This window comes from Caballeronia sp. Lep1P3 (assembly GCF_022879595.1).
In the GTDB taxonomy this organism is placed as follows: Bacteria; Pseudomonadota; Gammaproteobacteria; order Burkholderiales; family Burkholderiaceae; genus Caballeronia.
Genome location: NZ_CP084268.1, coordinates 235,336 through 253,050 on the forward strand (window position 1 = coordinate 235,336; position 17,715 = coordinate 253,050).

Below are 17,715 nucleotides of genomic sequence, written 5' to 3' on the forward strand. Positions count from 1 at the left end.
TATTTCTTTCATTTCTCTCATTTCTCTTCCACCCAGACGCCGTCGGGCGTCTTCACGACATAGCCCGCCGCCGTCTTCATCGTGACGGTGCCCTCGTTTTCGCCGACCATCGGCGTCTGCGGCAGATTGGCCGCGTATTGCGAGAGCGTCACGCCCGGCTTGAACGGACTGTTCGACACCAGATTCGATAGCAATTGCGCGACCGCGAGAAAACTCGTCGGCTGATCGACGACCGTCGTCGGACCATGATTGCCCGTGAATCCGACGAGCCGCACGCCGACCGGACCGTGCACGATGCTCGGCGTCGGAATCTCGCGCAACCCGGCGACCTGGTTCGCATCGCCGCGCAGCGCCGCGCCGTGCTCAGGCACGAACACGATGACCGCGCGCCGCCCCGACTGCTGCACGAGATCCGCGAAGCGGTCGAAGTCGCTCATCAGCTTGTTGACGCGCAGCGGGTACGACTCGAGGCTCGTCATCTTGTTGTTCGGCAGGCGGTTGCCGTCGTGCAGGCTGATCGTGTTGTAGTACAGCGCGACCGGCCCCGGCACTTGCGCGCGCTGCGTGTACCAGTTCGCGAGCGTCGCGTAGTCGTCCATGATCGGCGAGCCGTCGAACGCGTGCATCGCGACCGGCGCGGCGGTATTCGGAATGATCGGCACGTTCGGCACGCCCACGTTGTCCTTCACCACTTGCGTGAAGTTGTCGAAGTGGCCGTCGTGGTTCAACGTGACTTGCGGCGTGTAGCCCGCCTGCGCGAGATCGGCCATCAGATGGCACTGCGCGGGCGCGTCCTTGTACAGATCGGCATGCGCTTCCTGTCCGCAGGATGCGCGCAGCACGCGAATCGCCGCCGGGCCGCTATAGCTCGCCGCCGTGCTGAAGTTCGTGAACAGATAGTCGAAGTGCGAGAGCATCGGATGATTGCGCGCCTTCGCGACATCGAGGTCATCCCACGACAGCGAGCAGATGTGCAACACGATCACGTCGAACTGGGATGCCTGGTCCGCCGGCAGATGCCCGAAGCTCACCTGACGCTGCGACTCCGCCGCCCGGAATGCCGATAGCGTCGCGTTGTAATCCTGAGGCCCGGCGGATCGACCGTTAGTTGCGGCGACGACAGTACTCTGCGGCGCCGCGTGCATGTGCGCGAGCACCGCGTTCGCGCCTTGCCAGAGCGGCAGCGCGACGAGCGCGATCATCACGAAGGTCGCGACGCGCAGCCACCGATTCACGACGAGATACGCGACGAGCCCGCCGAGCGCGAGCGCGATCAGCATCGGCGGAAGAAAGCGCGGCAGCAGTTCGAGCCAGTAACCGAAGCTGAACGTGCGCAGATTGGCGAATTCCTCGACGATGCGCGCGAACGGCGGCACGTTCGCCTCGCGATACATGAGCGGCAAGCCGATGCCCAGTCCCGCGACGAACCGGACCGCGCGCCACACGCGCGAGCGCAACGGCGAACTCACCGCGAGCGCCGCCGCGAAGCCCAAGTTCGCGAGCCACAGCGGTTTCAAATGGCCGGTCGAGAACAGCGCGAGCTTGATGATGAAATACAGGTTCCAGAACGTCATCGCTAATCGTGTCTTTGGTTAATATCGGCTGCGGTCGAGCGCGAGCTTGGCGACGAGCGAGCGCCGCGCGCCGTCGAAAAGCCGCGCGTAGCCTTCGACGCCCATCAGCAGCACTTCCTTCACGCCCTTCATCGGCGAATCGGCTTCTGTGGGTTCGTCCCAGCCGAGCCACGCGTCCGCGCGGCCGAACGCGCACTGCACGAGACGCCGCTCGTCTTCGAGCGTGAGCGCATCGAAACGCACGCCGAGATGCGCGCCGGCGAGCCGCGTCACGCGCACCGGGAAATGAAACTGCCGCTCGCCACGGCTCACCACGACGCCGAGCGCGTCGCCGGTCCGCAGCGCGAGCGTGTCCGCTTCCACGATGAGCCCGAGGCCGCCCGTCGAATAGTCGCTCGTGCTGCACGCGATCGTGCCGCCGTCGTTGAGCACGAGCGTCGCGGGCATCTGCATCGCGATGCGGTGCGTCGCGCGCACCTGTTTCGCCTCGCGCGCGACGCTCACCGCCGCGCCGAGCATCACGAGGTTGTAGAGCGTCCAGAACACGTTCATGAGGATGGTCGGCGCTTCGTCGCCCGCACCGAAGAGGAGGCGGAACACGCCGACCGACATCGCGACCGCGTTCAGTCCGAGCAGCACGAGATAGGGCTTGGTCATCGCCCAGTCGATATAGCTTTCGTCGATGCGCCCGCCCTTGTCCGTCACGTTGAACTTGCCGTGCTTCGGGCTGAAGAACGCGATGGTCGTCGGCAGCGCGATATACCACGCGAGCACGGATTCATAGACTTCGGCCCAGAACGAATGCCGGAACTTGCCCTGCATGCGCGAATTCGCGATGTTCGCGATCACGATGTACGGCAGCACGAAACTCGCGATGGTCGTCGCCGCCGCGTTGATGAAGTACATCTGGAAGAAGAGGTACCACATCGGCATGGTGAGAAAGACGAGACGCGGCACGCCGTAGAAGAAGTGCATCATCGCGTTGCCGTAGCATAGGCGCTGAAAGAAGCTCAGGCCGCGCCCGAGAAACGGATTGTCTATGCGGAAAATCTGCGCCATGCCGCGCGCCCAGCGCGTGCGCTGCTTGATATGGCTCGCGAGGCTTTCGGTGGCGAGACCCGCGGCCTGCACCGTCGGCAGATACGCCGTCGTATAGCCGCGCCGGTGCAGCTTGAGCGCGGTGTGCGCGTCCTCGGTCACGGTCTCCACCGCGATGCCGCCCACTTCCTCGAGCGGCGCGCGCTTGATGACGGCGCACGAGCCGCAGAAGAACGTCGCGTTCCAGAGATCGTTGCCCGCCTGCACGAGTCCGTAGAACAGATTGCCCTCGTTCGGCACGCGGCGGAACGTGCCTAGATTGCGCTCGAACGGATCGGGCGAGAAAAAGTGATGCGGCGTCTGCACCATCGCGCATTTCGGATCGGCGAAGAAGGTGCCCATCGTCGCTTGCAGGAACGAGCGCGTCGGGACGTGATCGCAGTCGAATATGGCGATGTACTCGCCCGTCGTTTTCGTGAGCGCGCGGTTGATATTGCCGGCCTTCGCGTGCCGGTTGTCGTCGCGCGTGATGTAGCCGATGCCCGCCTCGCGCGCGAGCGCCTCGAATTCCGGGCGATGGCCGTCGTCGAGCAGATAGACGTTGAGCTTGCCCTCCGGCCAGTCGATGCCCTGCGCCGCGAAGAGCGTCGGCTTCACGACGGCGAGCGGCTCGTTATAGGTCGGAATATAGATGTCGACGCTCGGCCAGCCGGCCGGATCGCCCGGCATCGTCGATACCGCGCGGTCGAGCGGCCACGCGGTCTGCACGAAGCCGAAGAGCAGAACCAGCCACGTGTACGCCTCGGCACCGTAGAGCGCGAAGCCGACGATCGCCTCGCCCGGCGTGCGGAAGTCGAGCGTCTGCGTGGTGCGCCACCAGACATAGCGCGCAGTGACGAGAAGCGCGAGCAGCGCGAGAATCAGCACCGGCATGCGCCCCGGCATGCGGCGCACGATGAGCGCGACCGCCATCAGCACGCCGAAGAAGAGAAACTGGCCGCCGGCGGTGAGCGGCGAGCTGCCGACCACCGCCCACAGCAGCACGCCCGCGACGGCGAACGCCGGCAGCGCCCAGCGCACGCGGCCCACGGTGCCCGCGCTGCCTTCGAGACGCGCGCCCCAGCGGTCCCACGGCAGGCGATCCACGATTGCATCGATGCGCCGCTTCGCGAAGCCGGCCGCGCGCACGATGGGCGTGAGCGCGCGCTCGATCCAGTCGAACGCGGTGCGAACGCGCGCGAGAAGCGGCTTGGCGTCGGCGCGCGGCGCGCGCACGAATGCGCGCAGCAGCCACGCCGACGGGCTGCGCACGTCGAGCACGCCCCATTGCGAAGCCCACGCGAGCACGAACGCGCGCAGCATCTCGCGCGGGTGATCGCGCCGGCCCGCGCGCGGCGGCTTGAAAAAGACGCGCACGCACCAGTCGAAGAACGAGCGCGCATCCGCCGATGCGGGAAGGCCCAGGCCGCGCGCGATCCATTCGACTGCGCGGTTGGGCGTCTTGCGGGCGTGCCGGTCGCGGCGCGTCATGTGCGTTCTCCCGAAGCCTGCGCGGGCAGCCACGCATCGACGAATTGCGCGAGTCCGTGAAGATCGTGCGATGCCTGCGACTGCGGCGCCGCATCGACGATCCACACGCCGCGCGCGAACGCCTCGCCCATCGCCGCTTCGACGTGAATGCGATGCGCGAGCGCCCCGCCGCCCGCCGCGTGCCGCAACATCGCGAGGAGATCGCGCTGCATCTCGCGCGCGGGATTGAGCCGGTTCACGACGATGCGCACGTCCGCGCACGCCTCCCGCAACGCGGGCAAATGGGCGACGAGCGTCGCGCACGCGGCGGGCTCGGGCGGGCACACGCACAGCACGAGGTCCGCGCTTCTCGCCGCCTGATCCGCGTGTTGCGACGGATAGCGCGGCGTATCGACGAGCACGACGCCGTTCTCGCCGAGGCCGATTTCGCCGATCGCGCGCGCGAGCCAGCGCGGATTCGCCGCGAGCCGCGCGTTGCAGGCGGCGGCTTGCGCGAGCGTCAGCTTGCCGTGCGGCACGAAGAGCACGCCTTCGTCGTTGCGCCACGTGTGGTCGTGCCACGCGCCGGCCTGCCCCGCGAGCGCGGCTCCGATGCCGTTGGGCGCGAGCGTGTCGAGGCCGAGATAGGCGCCGAGCATGTTCTCCGGATCGAAGTCGAGCGCGACGACCGCGCGTGCGCGCCGCGCGAGCAGCGTCGCGAGCATCGCGGCGAGCGTGGTGCGGCCCGCGCCGCCGACCGTCGAGATCAGCGCAATGGTTTTCATGCGTCCGCCTCCCGCGTGGACGTTTGCGCGGGCGCGGCGTCCACGTTCGGCAGGAGCCGCGCATTGAGCGCGACCGGCTCGATGCGGCACGGCGTCGCGTCGCGCGGATCGAAGCGGCGCGCAGCCGGAAGACCGCCGCGCGCGCTCCCGCGCTGCCACACGATCCACACCGGCACGCCGGCGAACGCGCCGATCAGCACGCAAATCAACAAGGCGTCCATAGTGTCAGTTCCCCGGTTTGGCGAGCGGCATGCGCGCGGGCACGGCGCGGCGCGTGCTCGGCTGCTCCGTGCGGATCGCCGCGTCGCGGCGCGCTTCGCGTTCGAGCGCGGCATCGAGCGCGTCGAGTTCGGCGCGTGCGCGGCGCGTGGATTCGGCGCGGTCCGGCTTGAGCACCGGCGCCGTCGATGGCCGCGCTTCTTCGCGCGCAGTGAAGAGATCGGTGTAATCCGCCGCCGGCGCGCGCCGGTTCGATGCCTCCAGCACGCGCAGTTCGGCCGCGATGTCGTCGTTCGACAGATACACGACGTCCTTCGCGATGTTGTCGACCGGCACGGCGAAGATGCGCGCGAGCGCGGCGTCGGCATCGGCGAGACGGCAGGCGAAGAGAAACACGAAGAGATGCGCGGCATCGGCGGTGAAGACATCGCCCGCGCGACGGGGCCGGCACTGGCCGAGCGCATCGACGTGCGCGAGCGTCGGCGGCAGCGTCATCCTGACGAGGACGTGCGGCAGGCGCAGCACCGCGCCGCGTGCGAGCGCGGTCTGTGTATGCGCGCAGAACGTGGCGACGTTCAGATAGCCGAGCGCGGCATCCGCGAGCGATGCGGCGAGCGCCGCGCGATAGTCCGGCATCAGCGGGCGCGTATAAAGCTGGCCCTGCAGCGACTGCAACAGCGATTCCAGCCGCGAAAACGGCACGTCGCGCCCGACGACGAGATTCGCGCCGAGGCTCAGCATCAGCAGTTCGTATTGATGACGCAGCACCTCGCCGCGCTCGACCACCGCGATCTTGAGCGCGCGCCCGCAGCGGCGCCTGAGCGTGTGCACGGCGGCGCACAGCGCCTCCAGTTCCGCGCCGCCGCGATGCGCGAGCACGACGGTCGCGCCGCGCGCGTTCTCGCATGCGGCGACCGCCGCCTCGCGGTTCTCGACGATTTCCCACTCGCGCGGCACCCACGCTTCGTCGCCGACGACGGCCCGGCTCACGACGACGCGCGTCTCGTCGCGCGCAAGCCGCCTTCCGTGCGCCTCGTGCGCCTCGTGCGCCTCTCCCGCCGGCGCGACGGCTTCGGCTGGCGCGACGCTCAGGCGGCCATCGTCGGTAAAGCGCAGCGCGTGGCGGTCGCCGGTGATGAGCGCGTTGCCCGCGCGCCAGAAGTCCACATGCCAGAGCAGTTCGCCGTGCGAGCGGCGCACGCGCGCGACGCCCGCGCAAAGGCCGTTCAGTTCGGCGAAGCGGCTCGCGCCTTCTTCGGGGCCTTCGTCGTCGAGGTCGACGTCCACGTCAGGGTCTGCGAAGCGGTTGGCGCTCGCGTCGGCGGGGCCGAGCAGCAGGATCATCGTGATGCCGCGCGTCTCGCACCAGCTCGACAGCACGCGCCCTTCGCTCGCGAGCGCGGCCGCATCGCCCGATGTGAACCAGCGCTGCGCGCCTTCCACGATATAAAGCGCATCCGGGCGAAACCGATAGCGCCTGAGCGCGCGCAACCCGCCGAAAAGACGCGCGAGCGCGAGCGGCGGCTGCCCGTCGTCGGCGGGCGCTTCGTCGGGCATCGCGAGGACGTTCAACCGGCGCGGCCAGCCATGCGCCGCCGTGCCAGAGAAGCCGAGTTCGCGCAGGCGCGCGGCAGCGGCGGCGCGCTCGCGGGCGAGCACCACCGTGACGTCGCGCGTATCCGCGGCGCGCGCGGTCGCCCAGATGAGGGCATCGCATTCCGGCGAGCGCGGCGCGACGTGCACCGCGTACAGGCCGCCGGGCTTGAGCGTGGCGAGATCGTCGGGCAGCGCATCGACGGCCAGGCGGTTGTGCGCCGGCTCGCGGCCCGCGATGCGCGCCCGCACGAATCGCGCGAGCGCGGCAAGGACGCCGGGCGCGCGCGGCGGTGAAGTGTCGTTCTCGGTCACGTTGGTTATCCGGTTCATGTCGCGCCGTTCCTAGTAACTCGAATAGAGCCGCACCGGCGACGGACTCACGCGATAGTCGTCCTTGCGCGGCGAAAACGAGAAGCGCGCGTAGAGCATGCCGGAGCTTGGCGCGTAGTCGTGCGAATGGTCGATGTTGACCCGCGCCCCGACGACGAACTGCCGGTCCACCCGATACTCGACCGTCGCGCCGATGCCGTAGGAAAAGCTCACGCCATGCGTGGAACTTGCCAGAAAGACGTCGTTGCTCGCGTCGACAGGCCGCAGCCCCGTTCCCGACGGCAGACCGATCGGAAAGTACGGCGAGTTCTTCTCGTAGGAGCTCGAGACGCCGAGCGTCGCGGTGATGTCCCACAGAAAATCGTTGCGCCGGCCCATCCATTCGATCGGCACGCCGAGCGACAGATAGCGCTGCGGGCTGTAATAGCCGCCCTGCCCGAACGTGTAGTAGCGCAGGTTGTCCGTGTAATGCCACGCGTTCCCGACGAGGCCGGTCAGCACGCGCATCGTCCCGTGCTGGTAGACGGGAACGGTGAAGCCCGTGCGCAAGATGAATTCCTGATTGTTCGCGACGTTGCGCCCGGAAAGCTCGCCCGCGCCGATATCGGCGAACGTGCTGACCGGGCCGATGTCGACCGCAGCGTGGACATCCACGCCGTCGCGCCGCACGCCGCCCCAGACCGCGCCCGTCAGCGGATCGGTGAGGCCGGCGTAGGACAGCTCGCTGCTCGTGACCGGCCTGCGCGATCCGGATATCGAAAAGCTCGCCGGACCCGCGTCGAACCGGTAGCGCGCGCCGCCGACGAGGTAATGCACCGGAAAGCCGATCGGCGTCGAGCCGAGATCGACGCGCCACGCATCGGAGAGATAGCCGACGCCGCCGCCGAGACCATTCGCGCGCTGATGCAGACCACTGCGCGTCAGCAAGTCCCTCGTCCCGTTCGCAAAGCCTGCCGTCGTGCCGAATTCGGTGGCGACTTGCGTATCGGCCGGATCGAGCGTGCCCGCATCCAGATGCACGGCGTCCGCATGCACGAAGAAGTGGCCGTCGTAGCGATACGGAATTTGCGCGTAGATCGGCACCTGCTGCGCGTGATATGCGGACACGCCGGCGTCGCCCGACTTGTACGCGGGAATCCACGCCGTCTCGATTTCGGGATCGCGGCGCTGGTTCAGATCGTCGAGCGCGTTCTGCGCGGGCGTGCCGCGATTCGGAGAGCCGGCCGGCACGCTGAAATTCGGCTCGACGCCCGATGCACGTTCCTGCGCGAGCGACAGCCGATACAGCGACGCGGCGTCCTCGTAATCGCCGAGATTCTGCGCGACGCGCCCCGCCTGCACGGTGACGTCCGCGCGCTCCGAGTACGCGACGCGCAGCGCATCGGTCAGCTCGCGCGCATCCAGCGGACGGCGCAGCGCCGAGAAGCGCCGCGCGGCGGACAAGCGCGTGTCGATGTCGTCGGCGGGCGCGGCGTCCACGACGCGGCGCACGATGGCGAGCGCTTCACGGCGGCGGCCCGCGTCGCCGTCCACGCGGGCGAGCGCGAGTTGCGCCTCCGCATCGTCGGGCGTTTTGGCGAGAACGGGCGCGAGCGCGGCGCGCGCCGCGTCGTAATGGCCTTGCGCGCGCGCCACGTCCGCCGCTTCGAGCGCGTAACGCTTGTCGCGGCGGCCCGCGTCGCTCACGGTTTGCAGCAGCGCTTCGGCGCGCGCGTAGTCGGCGGCTTCGAGCGCGTCGTCGGTTTGACGCAGCGTCATGCGCAGCGCCTGATCTTCGAGCCGCTCCGACTGGCGCGGCGTGAGCTTCGGATCGCGCCGCACATCCGCGAGCAGCGCCGCGAGTTCCGGCTCGCGCCGCGCGCTGCCGAGAAGATCGCCGTAACGCAGGCGCACGTCGGCGTCGGTCTGTGCGGGATGCGCCGCCATCCAGTCGTGCAGCAGCGCGAGGCCGCGCGGCGCGTCGCCGTGATCGATATACAGCGCGCCGATGGACGCGAGCATGTCCGGATCGTCCGCCGCGAGCGGCTGTGCGCGGTCGAGCGCCTGTTGCGCGGCGGCGGCGTCGTTGCGGGCGTAGGCGGCGCGGGCATCGGCGAGGGCTTGCTGCGCGTCAAGATTGCGGGCGAGCGCGCGCATTGCGTCGGTGCGCTCGGCGTCGGGCACGCCGGCGAGCGCGGCCTGCGCGCCGGCGACATCGTCGATGGAATTGCGATACAGCGCGCTCGCGTAGCGCATCTGCGCATTCGCGGCGCGGGCGAGACCGTCGTCCATCACGGTGCGGCCCAGTTGCGGCAAGCCGAGATTCTGATACAGACGCGCGAGCGCGAAGCGCGTCCACGGCTGGTCCGGCTCGATGCGCAGCGACGCCTCGTACTTTTGCGCCGCCGGCCCGTTGAGGCCGCGCGCGGCGAGACGTTCGGCATCGGCGGCGACGAGATCGGCGCGCATCGCGGCGAGGCTCTCGCGATCGTCGGCGGCGGTGAAGCGGCTTTGCAGCGCCGCGATCAACGGCTCGACTTGATCGGCGCGTCCGGTGTTTTCCAGCAGCGTGCGCGTGCTGCGCAGCGCCGAGAGGCTCGGCGCGCGGCCCGCGAGCTGCGCGCGCAGGATCGGCTCGGCGGCGCGAAAGTCGCCTTGGGCGAGCAGCGCATCGGCGAGCAGGAGTTCGGCGTCGGCGTCGTTCGGCTGGATCGCGAGCGCATCACGCGCGTAGCGTTCGGCCTCTTTCGGATGGCCGGCGCTCGCGGCGTCGCGGCCATGCGCGAGCGCGCCCCAGAACTGCGCGGTGCGCGCGAGGCCTTGCCACTTCGCGCGGTTGTCGGGCGCGAGCGCGGCGGCGCGTTCGAAAAGCGCGCGGGCTTCGTCGCGCTCACCTTCGCGCATGCGCAGGAGGCCCAAACCGCCGATGGCGTCCGCATCGTTCGAGCGCGCCGACGCCGCACGGGAAAGCAGCGGCGCGGCGGTCGCCAGATCGCCGCGCGAAAGCGCCGCGAGGCCGCGTTGCTGCGCAATGTAATCCGGATCGCGCGCGAGCTTGCGCGCAGCCTCGATGCGCGCGTCGATCTCGCTCTCGCGGCCCTTCAGTTCGGTGTCCTCGGGCGCGAGCGCGAGATACGCGCGCAGCGCCGGCAGATACGCGGGGTCCGCGCCCGCCGATTGCAGCACGCGGCGCCACAGGTCGAGCGCGGCGGTGCGGTCGGTGTCGGTGCGCGTCGCGAGATTCCACGCGATGCGGTTCGCCTCGGGGCGCGTCGCGTCGGTCGCGTTGAGCAGGCGCGCGAGCGTGAGCGCGGCGTCGACATCGCCGGGATCGGCCGCGACACGTCGATGCAGCGCGTCGAGCGCTTCCTGGCGGCGCGCGGGCGTCGCCGCGACGATCTGGTAATACTCCGCGCCGAGCGCACCCGCTGGCGCGCCGTGCGGAAAGAGCGCGCTCACGCGGCGCGCGGCTTCCTCCGACTGGCCGCTGCGGGCGAGCAGCCGGATGGTCGCCATTTCCTGACGCCCGCTGACCGCGACGCGGTATTCGTCCTCGATCTGCCGCGTGAGCGTTGCGTCCGGCGCGCGCGCCTTCATTTGCGCGAGCGCGGCCTGCGCCTTCTGCGCCTGGCCGAGCCGCAACTGGATGCGCACGAGTTCGGCGTAGAGACGCGGATCGCCGGGCGCGATCAACAAAGCCTTGTCGATGGCCTGCAGCGCCAGATCGTCGCGATGCTTGTTCGCCCAGACGCGCGCGGTGTCGTAGAGACGCGCGGCCATCGCGGGCATCGGGGGCAAGGCTTGCGGCGCTGAGGTTTCTGGCGCCGATGCCTGCGGCGGCTGGGTGCGTGGGGAGGTGGTTCGGAGGGCGGCTGTGCGCGTTGCGGCGGGCGACGGCGCCGTTGCGGGCGTTGCTGCGCGCGTTGCACTGACTGAAGGCGGGGCTGCGGGGGTTGCTGCGAGCGAAGGCGTGGCTGCGGGCGTTGCCACGCGCCTCGCGCCGACCGGAGACGCGGCTGCGGGCGTCCCCACGACCGTCGCGTCGACCGAAGACACGGCTGCGGACGGTGCCACGCGCGTCGCGTCGACGAAAGACATGGCTGCGTGCGTTGCCGCGGGTTTCACGCCATCCGAAGACACAGCTGCGGACGTTGCCACGCGCGTCGCGCCGACCGAAGGCGCGGCTGTGCGCGTTGCCACCGGTTTCGCACCGACCGAAGACACGGCTGCGGGCGTCGCTGCGACCGTCGCGCCAACCGAAGACACGCCTGCCGACGTCCCCACGACCGTCGCGCCAACCGAAGACGCGGCTACGGACGCAGCAGCGGCCGATACCGCCCCCGCGTGCGCCGCGCACACGACGCCCGCCGCAGCGAGCGCCGCGTTCAGCGCATGCCTCCTCCACCAACGCGCCCGCATCATTTCCCGCGCCTGCAGTCGAGCGCGGCGGCTTGCAGCCTGCCGTCCGCCGCGAAACGATAGCGGCCTTCGCGCCAGCCGAGACCGAAGAGCGTGAGCACGCTCGTGTAGTAACCCGGCGAAGCAGCGTTCGTCGCGTTCGTGACTCGCGCGGCCTGCGCATCGGCGAGGGCGGTCTTGCCGAGCGCGTCGAGGATCGGCACGGCGGCGGCGGAAAAACCCGCGTTGCCGTCGTTCGGGCCGGGCTGACCGGTGCGCGCATCGACACGCTCGGGCGGCGCGCCATGCGCCTCGATATACGACGCGAACGGCGCGAAGCGATCGATGAGGCGCGCGCGGGCATCGTCGGCGGGGGCGAGCATGCCGGCCCACAGATAGACGCGGATCGCGTTGTACGCGCTTTCGGCGTGCGTCTCCTCGTCCGGGCCGAAACCGCGGTTCGCGCGATACATCGCCCAGTCCGGCGAGAAGCCGCGCGGCGCGGTCTCGATCAGCATGCGCGCGCTCGTCGCGGCCAGACGCGGCCAGCGCGTGTCGCCGGGCATCGCCGCGCCGATGCCGCGAATCACCTGAAGCGGCGCGTAGCTCGGATTGACGCGCCACGTATCGGCGGCGGGATGAAAGCCCGTCGGCCCCGGCAGAAGCGTGAGGCCGAGACCGGGTAGATTCGCCGTTTCGTGCTCCAGCACGAGCCGCGCGAGCGAGACGCCGCGCGCCGTGTAGCTGCGCTCGCCGAACGCGCGGCCCGCCTCGATGAGCGCGTAGGCGATCCACAGGTCGGCGTCGGACGCGGCGTTGGCATCGAGCACGCGGTACTGGCCGGCGTCGTCGCGGCCCCAGAGCCACGCGGGCAAGTGCGCGCTCAGGTCGCCCTGCGCGAGATTGTTTTCCGTCCAGCGCAGGATCGTGTCGAAGGCCGCGCGATCATCGGCGACGAGCGCGAAAAATAGCGCATACGACTGCCCTTCCGAGACCGTGCGCGAATCGGCCGATCCGACGTCAATCACGCGGCCATCGTTCGATATGAAATCGCGTTTGAACGTTTGCCAGCGCGGCCACGCAGCGGCGCATGCGCGGCTTGCCTCGGCGGGCGCAGCGACGGCGGGGGCAACGACGACGGCGAAGGCAGATGCGGCGAGCAAAAGCGCGCCGAGCGCGCGGCGAACGAGACGCTTCATCGTTCAGACACCCCGGCGGCGCGCGGCCAGTTCCTGCAACGCGGCGAAAGCGCCGATCGCGATCAGCAGCCCGGCGAGCGCGCCGAGCAGACCGAGCAGCACCGGATGCTCGACCGCACGGCTCCAGAGCTTCGCGTACCACGGCACGTAGCCGACGAGATACGTGTCGCCCACGCGCATGCTCTCGACGCCGCCGCTGCGCACGAGCGACACGTCGCCCTGCACTTGCGACACGCGGTCCGAACGCTCCAGCACGTCGAGCAGGTCGGTCAGATGCCCATCGGCGGTCGCCGCGAGCGCGACGACGCTGCGCCCCTTCGTTCCGGGCGACTGGAAGCCCATCAGCGCGGCGAGCGGCCCGCTTTCATCGAGCGATGCGCCGCCGTGCGTCACGCGCTTGCCGTCGCGCCAGCGCTCGCCGACCGAAAACGCCGCGCGCGCGACGCCGTCTTTCGGCGATTGCGCGCCGTCGCCGGCAATCGACAGCGGCAGCACGCCGCGCCAGCGCGCGAACACCGGCGAGGACGGCGCGCCGCCGATCACGAGCAGATCCTTCTGCGCGAGCTTCGGCACGTCGGCAGGCCGCGCGACGGTCGCGCGCAGGCTCGGAAAGCCGGTCCACTGGCCCATGTGCCCGAACATCGTGAGCATGGCCTCGATTTCGTTGTCCGACGGATGCTCTGGGATCACGACGGCCGTCTGCGAAAGGTCGGCGTAGCGCGTGAACGGAAAGCCGCTATTGGCGAAGTACGCGAGGTTCGGCAACTGCGCGTAGTGCACGAAGCCGGAAAAGTCGATGGTCGAATCCGGATCGACGGCGGCGCGCGCCGGATTGCTCGCGACGCCCGCGCACAGTCCCGCCTTCTGCGATTCGAGGTTGAAGCGCAACTGCAGCTGGTTCGAGCTGCCGACGCGGAACGCCGGAATGTCGAGCGCGTTCGACGCGCCGCTCGTCCCCGAGAGAATCGGCAACTGGAAGCGGCCCTGCGTGTCGTCGGTTTTGGCGGGCGGCAGGCGGAACGACTTCACGAGCTGGTCGTTGATGTCGATGGCGAGCGCCGAATTGTTCTGCACCGTCGGCGCGGTATAGCGGTATTTGAGGTTCAGCGGCACGCCCGCGCTGTTCCACGAGAAGAGATCCGGCGGCACGCGCAGGTTCAGGCGGATCGGCTCCGGCGCGCCGCCCGCGACTTGCAGCTGCGAAGTCTGATCGACCAGTTCCTTGAACGCGACCGGGCGATCCGTCGGCATCCAGCGCGGGGCGTCGTAAGGCTCGCGCGGCTTGCCGATATCGATGTGCGCGACCTTCACGGCGCTGCCCGACATGGCCGCGCGGCCGAGGACGAGCGCGTAGGCGGCGTCGTCGAGTTCGGCGGCGGTGCGGCCCGTCACGACGAGCAGCTTGCGGTCCGTCGACGCGGGATTGTCGGTGACGAGGATCGTCGGGCCGTCGATGGGCGGCAGTTTCAGTCCCGCCGGAAGCTGCGCGCTCGTCGCGACGACGACCGCGTGAACGTTTGCGGGAAAGCTGCTAGAAACGGGAAAACGGGCGTAACGGTAATCCGCTAGCGCGCCGAACCACGAAGCGAGCACGCCGGCGCTCCTGAGCGTCGCGCTGTCCGCCGATGCGGGCAGCACGAACGGCATCGTCAGGCGGCCCACGTCGCGGGCATCGAAAAACGGCGCGGGCAAGAGCGCGAGATCGTTCGGCAGCTTGATCGGCGCGGTGTCGAGCACGAATTCGCTCGTCGGGCTGATATCGGCCCAGAGCGCGGTGTTGGCCGGGTCTTCGCACTGCTCCACCGTGTAATGGCCGATGAAGCGCAGCCCGAAGTCGTTGTAATCGGTGAACAGACGCGGATCGAGCGGAATGTCCTGCGTGACGACGCTGCCTGCGTGTTCCTTGTCGAACGGCACGGTCGCGACGACTTCGTTGTTGATCGACAGCTTCACATGCGAGAGCGCGAAGACGAGCGCGGGCGAATACGTGTAGCGCAGACGTAGCCGCGCGCCGGTCACGACGCGGTCGAGCCGCACGCCGAGCACGACGGAGCGCGCGTCTTCCAGGCCGCGCAGGTGGATCGGCTGGTAAGCGCCGAGAGCGGCGAACGGAACATGGACAGACTGCGCATCGGCGACAGGGGCAGACGCCGGCGCGGGCGCGATGACGGGCGTGGCCGGCGCGGGCGCGGCGGACAGAACGGAGGCGTACAGGGCGCTGGCGGCCAACGTCAGCGACAGGCAAAAGGAAACGACGGCTTTCATCGACAAGTCTGCTTCGGGTTGAACACCGCGCGCCCCGTACTGGAGCATCGCGGCGTGAGCCCATGCGACAACCGGATGGCCGCAACGCGCAAGGCGGCGGCAAGTCGACAATGAGCGGACAAAAAGGGATCGAGGCGAGCGTTCGGAAGGCGATATACCGCGTGATGCGAGCGCGACCGGAAGCGCCTTGCTGCGAAAGCGCTGGCTCAGAGCCGAGAACTTTCTTATGCTTGTCGGTCTATTGTTGGCACACCTTGCCGACGACCAGCGCGCGCAACAGTATCACAAATCGCGACACAATATTCCAAATGTACTTTGTTCAGCAAAAACGCTACAACGCCACATGGTAAGACGTACCTCTTCTCCGCATTCGTCTCCGTCGTCGTGGACTCAGCCGGCCGGCGGGAAGCGCGGCGGCCTTCTGCGCGGCGTGTTCGCGCTGCGCCATTCGTGGAACGGCATCGTCGCGACATGGCGTGAGGAAAGCGCGTTTCGTCAGGAAGCGTGCGTCGCGGCCGTGTTGCTGCCGCTCGCCTTCTTCGTGCCGGCGAGCGCCGCCGAGCGCGTGTTGCTCGCGGCGTCGGTGCTGCTCGTGCTGCTCGTCGAGCTGATCAATTCGAGCATCGAGGCCGCGATCGACCGCATCTCGCTCGAACGCCACGAACTGTCGGGCCGCGCGAAGGACTGCGGCAGCGCGGCGGTGACGGTGTCCATCGCGATCAGCGCGATGACGTGGGCCGTCATTTGCGGACCGCTTGCGTGGCACTGGCTTCGCGCGTGGCTTTGATGCGAGCGTTTGCGAGTCCGTAATACGGCATCGCCGACGCAAGCGTCTCCAGCCGCGTCGTATTCAGAATTCGACGAGCGCGAAGTCTTCCTTGCCGACATCGCATAGCGGGCAGCGCCAGTCGTCGGGCACATCGGCCCAGCGCGTGCCGGGCGCGATGCCATGTTCGGGATCGCCCGCGGCTTCGTCGTAGATCCAGCCGCAGATCACACAGACCCATTGCGCGAATTCGGGCGTGTTCCGAATGCGCGCGGCAGTTTCCTCGACGATGTCAGCCGAAGCCGTCTCATCGAGCGAGACGACGAGCGGACCCGCATGCTTGTCGATGCCCTTGGCGATGAACGCCGACAGCGCCTCATGCAACCGTTGCGCTTCCTGTGCGGTGAGATCGATCCAATAAGGATCGCCCGCGCCGCTGTTCAGCCGCGCGGATGAAAACTGCAACTCCAGTGCAGTGCCCTTCTTGTACATCGTGCGATTTCCGGATACTCGTCGGTTTTCGGATACTAGCACGACTGCCGAAAACGACCGCGCGCGCACAGGCGTTTGCGCGGGAGAAACGTCGCCGCTTCAGGCCGCGCCGCGCGATTGCCTCACCAGCCTTGCGATCCGCCGGCGTCATGCTTCGTCGCGGGAGACGGCTTGCCGCTTTGCGCGCCCGGCGGCGCGGCGCCGCCGGAATCGCGGCTCATTCCGCTGCCCTGCCCGCCCCTGGAAATCGTGCCCGGCGATACATTCGCCGAGCCGTGCACGCCTTGCCCGTTCGCCGACTGTCCGGACGCGCCGCCGCCCCGCCCGCTGGTGCTGCTAGTGCCGTTCGCGCCATTGGCGTCGCCGGCGCATCCTCCGCCGCCGCAGCCCAGTCCGCCGCCCGCCGCGTGAACACTGCTGGCGAGCGCGAGCATGACGCCCGAAATCATCAACCTCGTCTTGTTTGCGTGCATTGCCATCCTCGTAGCGTTGATCCATTCGACGATGCGGTCTGCAATCGACATGCCGTGCATCGGGCAAACGAACAGCGCGGCACGCGCGTTGCGTGACAGCGCTTACGTTGAAAGCAGGCTCGCGGACCGAGGAGGCCGTATGGAAACGACGATCGCACGCGTGTTTCAGACCATGGAAGAAGCGGAGAAGGCCCGCGATGCGCTCGTGAGCGCGGGCGTTCAGCCGGAAGCCGTGGATATCGCTTTTCAGGCGGACGAGGCCGGCCCCGTGCGCGGCAACTTCCTCGCCGGAGACAGCAAGACATCGATAGGTCATCAAGAGGAATACGACGCCCGCTTCAGGCATCAGGGCGAAGTCTCGCGATTCATTCTGACCGTGCGTCTGGACGAAGCGCGAGCAAGCGAGGCCGAAGCCGCGCTTCAGCGCGCCGGCGGACAGACGATCGATGACGTGACCGCCGCATCGCGAGGCAACGGTCCGGCGCGGGCCTGATCGGAGCGTTTCGAGAATCACCGCAAGAAGCCTCGCAGGACTGTCGATTGCTCCGCAGCCACGCCGACAAAGCCAAAGAAGAAACCGCCAAGGAGCCGTCCATGCCCGCCATCACCGCTGAAAGACAGTGGCGCCTTGCCCGAAGCGCGTCGTGCAGTCCGGCGCGCTTCGCCGTGGCGTGCGCCGGTCTTTCGGCGATACCCGTCGGCTTCGCGACCGCGATGCACGCGATGAACGGCGCGCTCGTCTTCTACTTATTGGCATTCCTACACGCATCGTTGATCTGGTTCTGCTTTCTTTGCTATGCACGCCACGCGCTCGACGGCGATATCGTCACGCTGCTGGACGATGTGCTCGTCGTCGAATCCGTGCGTGGCCCGCAGAGGAGGACGCACCGGTTCAACATCCGCTGGGCGGTGCTGCTCGTCACGCAGCGAGGCGCACGCGTGCAGCTTGCCATTCGCTGCGCCGGCGAAACGCTCGAACTCGGCCGCTACGCGACGCAAAGCCGCCGCCTCGCGTTCCTGTCGGAGTTTCAGAGAATCACGCGCTGCGAGATGACCGCGCCCGCCGCCCGCTGATTTCCGCCAAGAATCGTC

General features: G+C 68.8%; 13 protein-coding genes. 3 read left to right on the forward strand and 10 right to left on the reverse strand.

From position 1 onward, the window contains the following. Positions 1-17: 17 nt before the first annotated feature. From bcsG to bcsB, 8 genes are all read right to left on the reverse strand, one after another. A complete protein-coding gene (bcsG, locus tag LDZ27_RS25370; protein WP_244818039.1) occupies positions 18-1,574 on the reverse strand; it encodes a cellulose biosynthesis protein BcsG in 1,557 nt (518 codons plus the stop codon). An 18-nt stretch (positions 1,575-1,592) separates the two neighbouring features. Further along, on the reverse strand, positions 1,593-4,142 hold the full coding sequence (gene bcsA / locus LDZ27_RS25375; protein ID WP_244818040.1) for a UDP-forming cellulose synthase catalytic subunit: 2,550 nt from the start codon (positions 4,140-4,142) through the stop codon (positions 1,593-1,595). Beyond that, positions 4,139-4,906, reverse strand: coding sequence for a cellulose biosynthesis protein BcsQ (gene bcsQ / locus LDZ27_RS25380; RefSeq protein WP_244818041.1), 768 nt, complete (start codon positions 4,904-4,906; stop codon positions 4,139-4,141). Before bcsQ ends, bcsA begins: the two co-directional genes overlap by 4 nt. Then, a complete protein-coding gene (locus LDZ27_RS25385; RefSeq protein WP_244818042.1) occupies positions 4,903-5,127 on the reverse strand; it encodes a hypothetical protein in 225 nt (74 codons plus the stop codon). The genes bcsQ and LDZ27_RS25385 overlap by 4 nt, the downstream gene beginning before the upstream one ends. Positions 5,128-5,131: 4 nt before the next feature. Then, positions 5,132-7,051 carry a cellulose biosynthesis protein BcsE gene (bcsE, locus tag LDZ27_RS25390; protein WP_244818043.1) on the reverse strand — a complete coding sequence of 640 codons (1,920 nt, stop codon included), beginning with the start codon at positions 7,049-7,051 and terminating at the stop codon, positions 5,132-5,134. Positions 7,052-7,063: 12 nt separating this feature from the next. Beyond that, on the reverse strand, positions 7,064-10,810 hold the full coding sequence (locus LDZ27_RS25395; RefSeq protein WP_244818044.1) for a cellulose synthase subunit BcsC-related outer membrane protein: 3,747 nt from the start codon (positions 10,808-10,810) through the stop codon (positions 7,064-7,066). Positions 10,811-11,448: 638 nt separating this feature from the next. Continuing rightward, complete coding sequence (gene bcsZ / locus LDZ27_RS25400; RefSeq protein WP_244818045.1) at positions 11,449-12,627, reverse strand: cellulose synthase complex periplasmic endoglucanase BcsZ; 1,179 nt, start codon at positions 12,625-12,627, stop codon at positions 11,449-11,451. A gap of 3 nt (positions 12,628-12,630) precedes the next feature. Further along, positions 12,631-15,003, reverse strand: a complete 2,373-nt coding sequence (gene bcsB / locus LDZ27_RS25405) for a cellulose biosynthesis cyclic di-GMP-binding regulatory protein BcsB (protein ID WP_255751467.1) — start codon at positions 15,001-15,003, stop codon at positions 12,631-12,633. Between the two features lie 232 nt (positions 15,004-15,235). On the opposite strand from bcsB, the gene LDZ27_RS25410 reads away from it, so the two are divergent. After that, on the forward strand, positions 15,236-15,679 hold the full coding sequence (locus tag LDZ27_RS25410) for a diacylglycerol kinase (RefSeq protein WP_244818047.1): 444 nt from the start codon (positions 15,236-15,238) through the stop codon (positions 15,677-15,679). Positions 15,680-15,742: 63 nt separating this feature from the next. Here LDZ27_RS25410 and LDZ27_RS28950 read toward each other — a convergent pair whose 3' ends face one another. Further along, entirely contained in the window at positions 15,743-16,150 is a 408-nt protein-coding gene (locus LDZ27_RS28950; protein WP_244818048.1) for a rubredoxin, read from the reverse strand. Between the two features lie 122 nt (positions 16,151-16,272). After that, positions 16,273-16,623, reverse strand: coding sequence for a hypothetical protein (locus LDZ27_RS25420; RefSeq protein ID WP_244818049.1), 351 nt, complete (start codon positions 16,621-16,623; stop codon positions 16,273-16,275). A 139-nt stretch (positions 16,624-16,762) separates the two neighbouring features. Between LDZ27_RS25420 and LDZ27_RS25425 the strand changes: the two genes are divergently transcribed. Both LDZ27_RS25425 and LDZ27_RS25430 read left to right on the forward strand, forming a co-directional pair. After that, a complete protein-coding gene (locus LDZ27_RS25425) occupies positions 16,763-17,116 on the forward strand; it encodes a hypothetical protein (RefSeq protein WP_244818050.1) in 354 nt (117 codons plus the stop codon). 101 nt (positions 17,117-17,217) lie between these two features. Continuing rightward, entirely contained in the window at positions 17,218-17,697 is a 480-nt protein-coding gene (locus LDZ27_RS25430; RefSeq protein ID WP_244818051.1) for a DUF2244 domain-containing protein, read from the forward strand. Positions 17,698-17,715 lie beyond the last annotated feature (18 nt).

Bases quoted from the DNA above. Each gene is read 5' to 3' on its own strand.
- bcsG (WP_244818039.1), bottom strand. From the start codon at position 1,574: ATGACGTTCTGGAACCTGTATTTCATCATCAAGCTCGCGCTGTTCTCG.
- LDZ27_RS25385 (WP_244818042.1), bottom strand. From the start codon at position 5,127: ATGGACGCCTTGTTGATTTGCGTGCTGATCGGCGCGTTCGCCGGCGTG.
- bcsE (WP_244818043.1), bottom strand. From the start codon at position 7,051: ATGAACCGGATAACCAACGTGACCGAGAACGACACTTCACCGCCGCGC.
- bcsQ (WP_244818041.1), bottom strand. From the start codon at position 4,906: ATGAAAACCATTGCGCTGATCTCGACGGTCGGCGGCGCGGGCCGCACC.
- bcsA (WP_244818040.1), bottom strand. From the start codon at position 4,142: ATGACGCGCCGCGACCGGCACGCCCGCAAGACGCCCAACCGCGCAGTC.
- LDZ27_RS25430 (WP_244818051.1), top strand. From the start codon at position 17,218: ATGCCCGCCATCACCGCTGAAAGACAGTGGCGCCTTGCCCGAAGCGCG.
- bcsZ (WP_244818045.1), bottom strand. From the start codon at position 12,627: ATGAAGCGTCTCGTTCGCCGCGCGCTCGGCGCGCTTTTGCTCGCCGCA.
- LDZ27_RS25425 (WP_244818050.1), top strand. From the start codon at position 16,763: ATGGAAACGACGATCGCACGCGTGTTTCAGACCATGGAAGAAGCGGAG.
- LDZ27_RS25395 (WP_244818044.1), bottom strand. From the start codon at position 10,810: ATGGCCGCGCGTCTCTACGACACCGCGCGCGTCTGGGCGAACAAGCAT.
- LDZ27_RS25420 (WP_244818049.1), bottom strand. From the start codon at position 16,623: ATGCACGCAAACAAGACGAGGTTGATGATTTCGGGCGTCATGCTCGCG.
- LDZ27_RS28950 (WP_244818048.1), bottom strand. From the start codon at position 16,150: ATGTACAAGAAGGGCACTGCACTGGAGTTGCAGTTTTCATCCGCGCGG.
- LDZ27_RS25410 (WP_244818047.1), top strand. From the start codon at position 15,236: ATGGTAAGACGTACCTCTTCTCCGCATTCGTCTCCGTCGTCGTGGACT.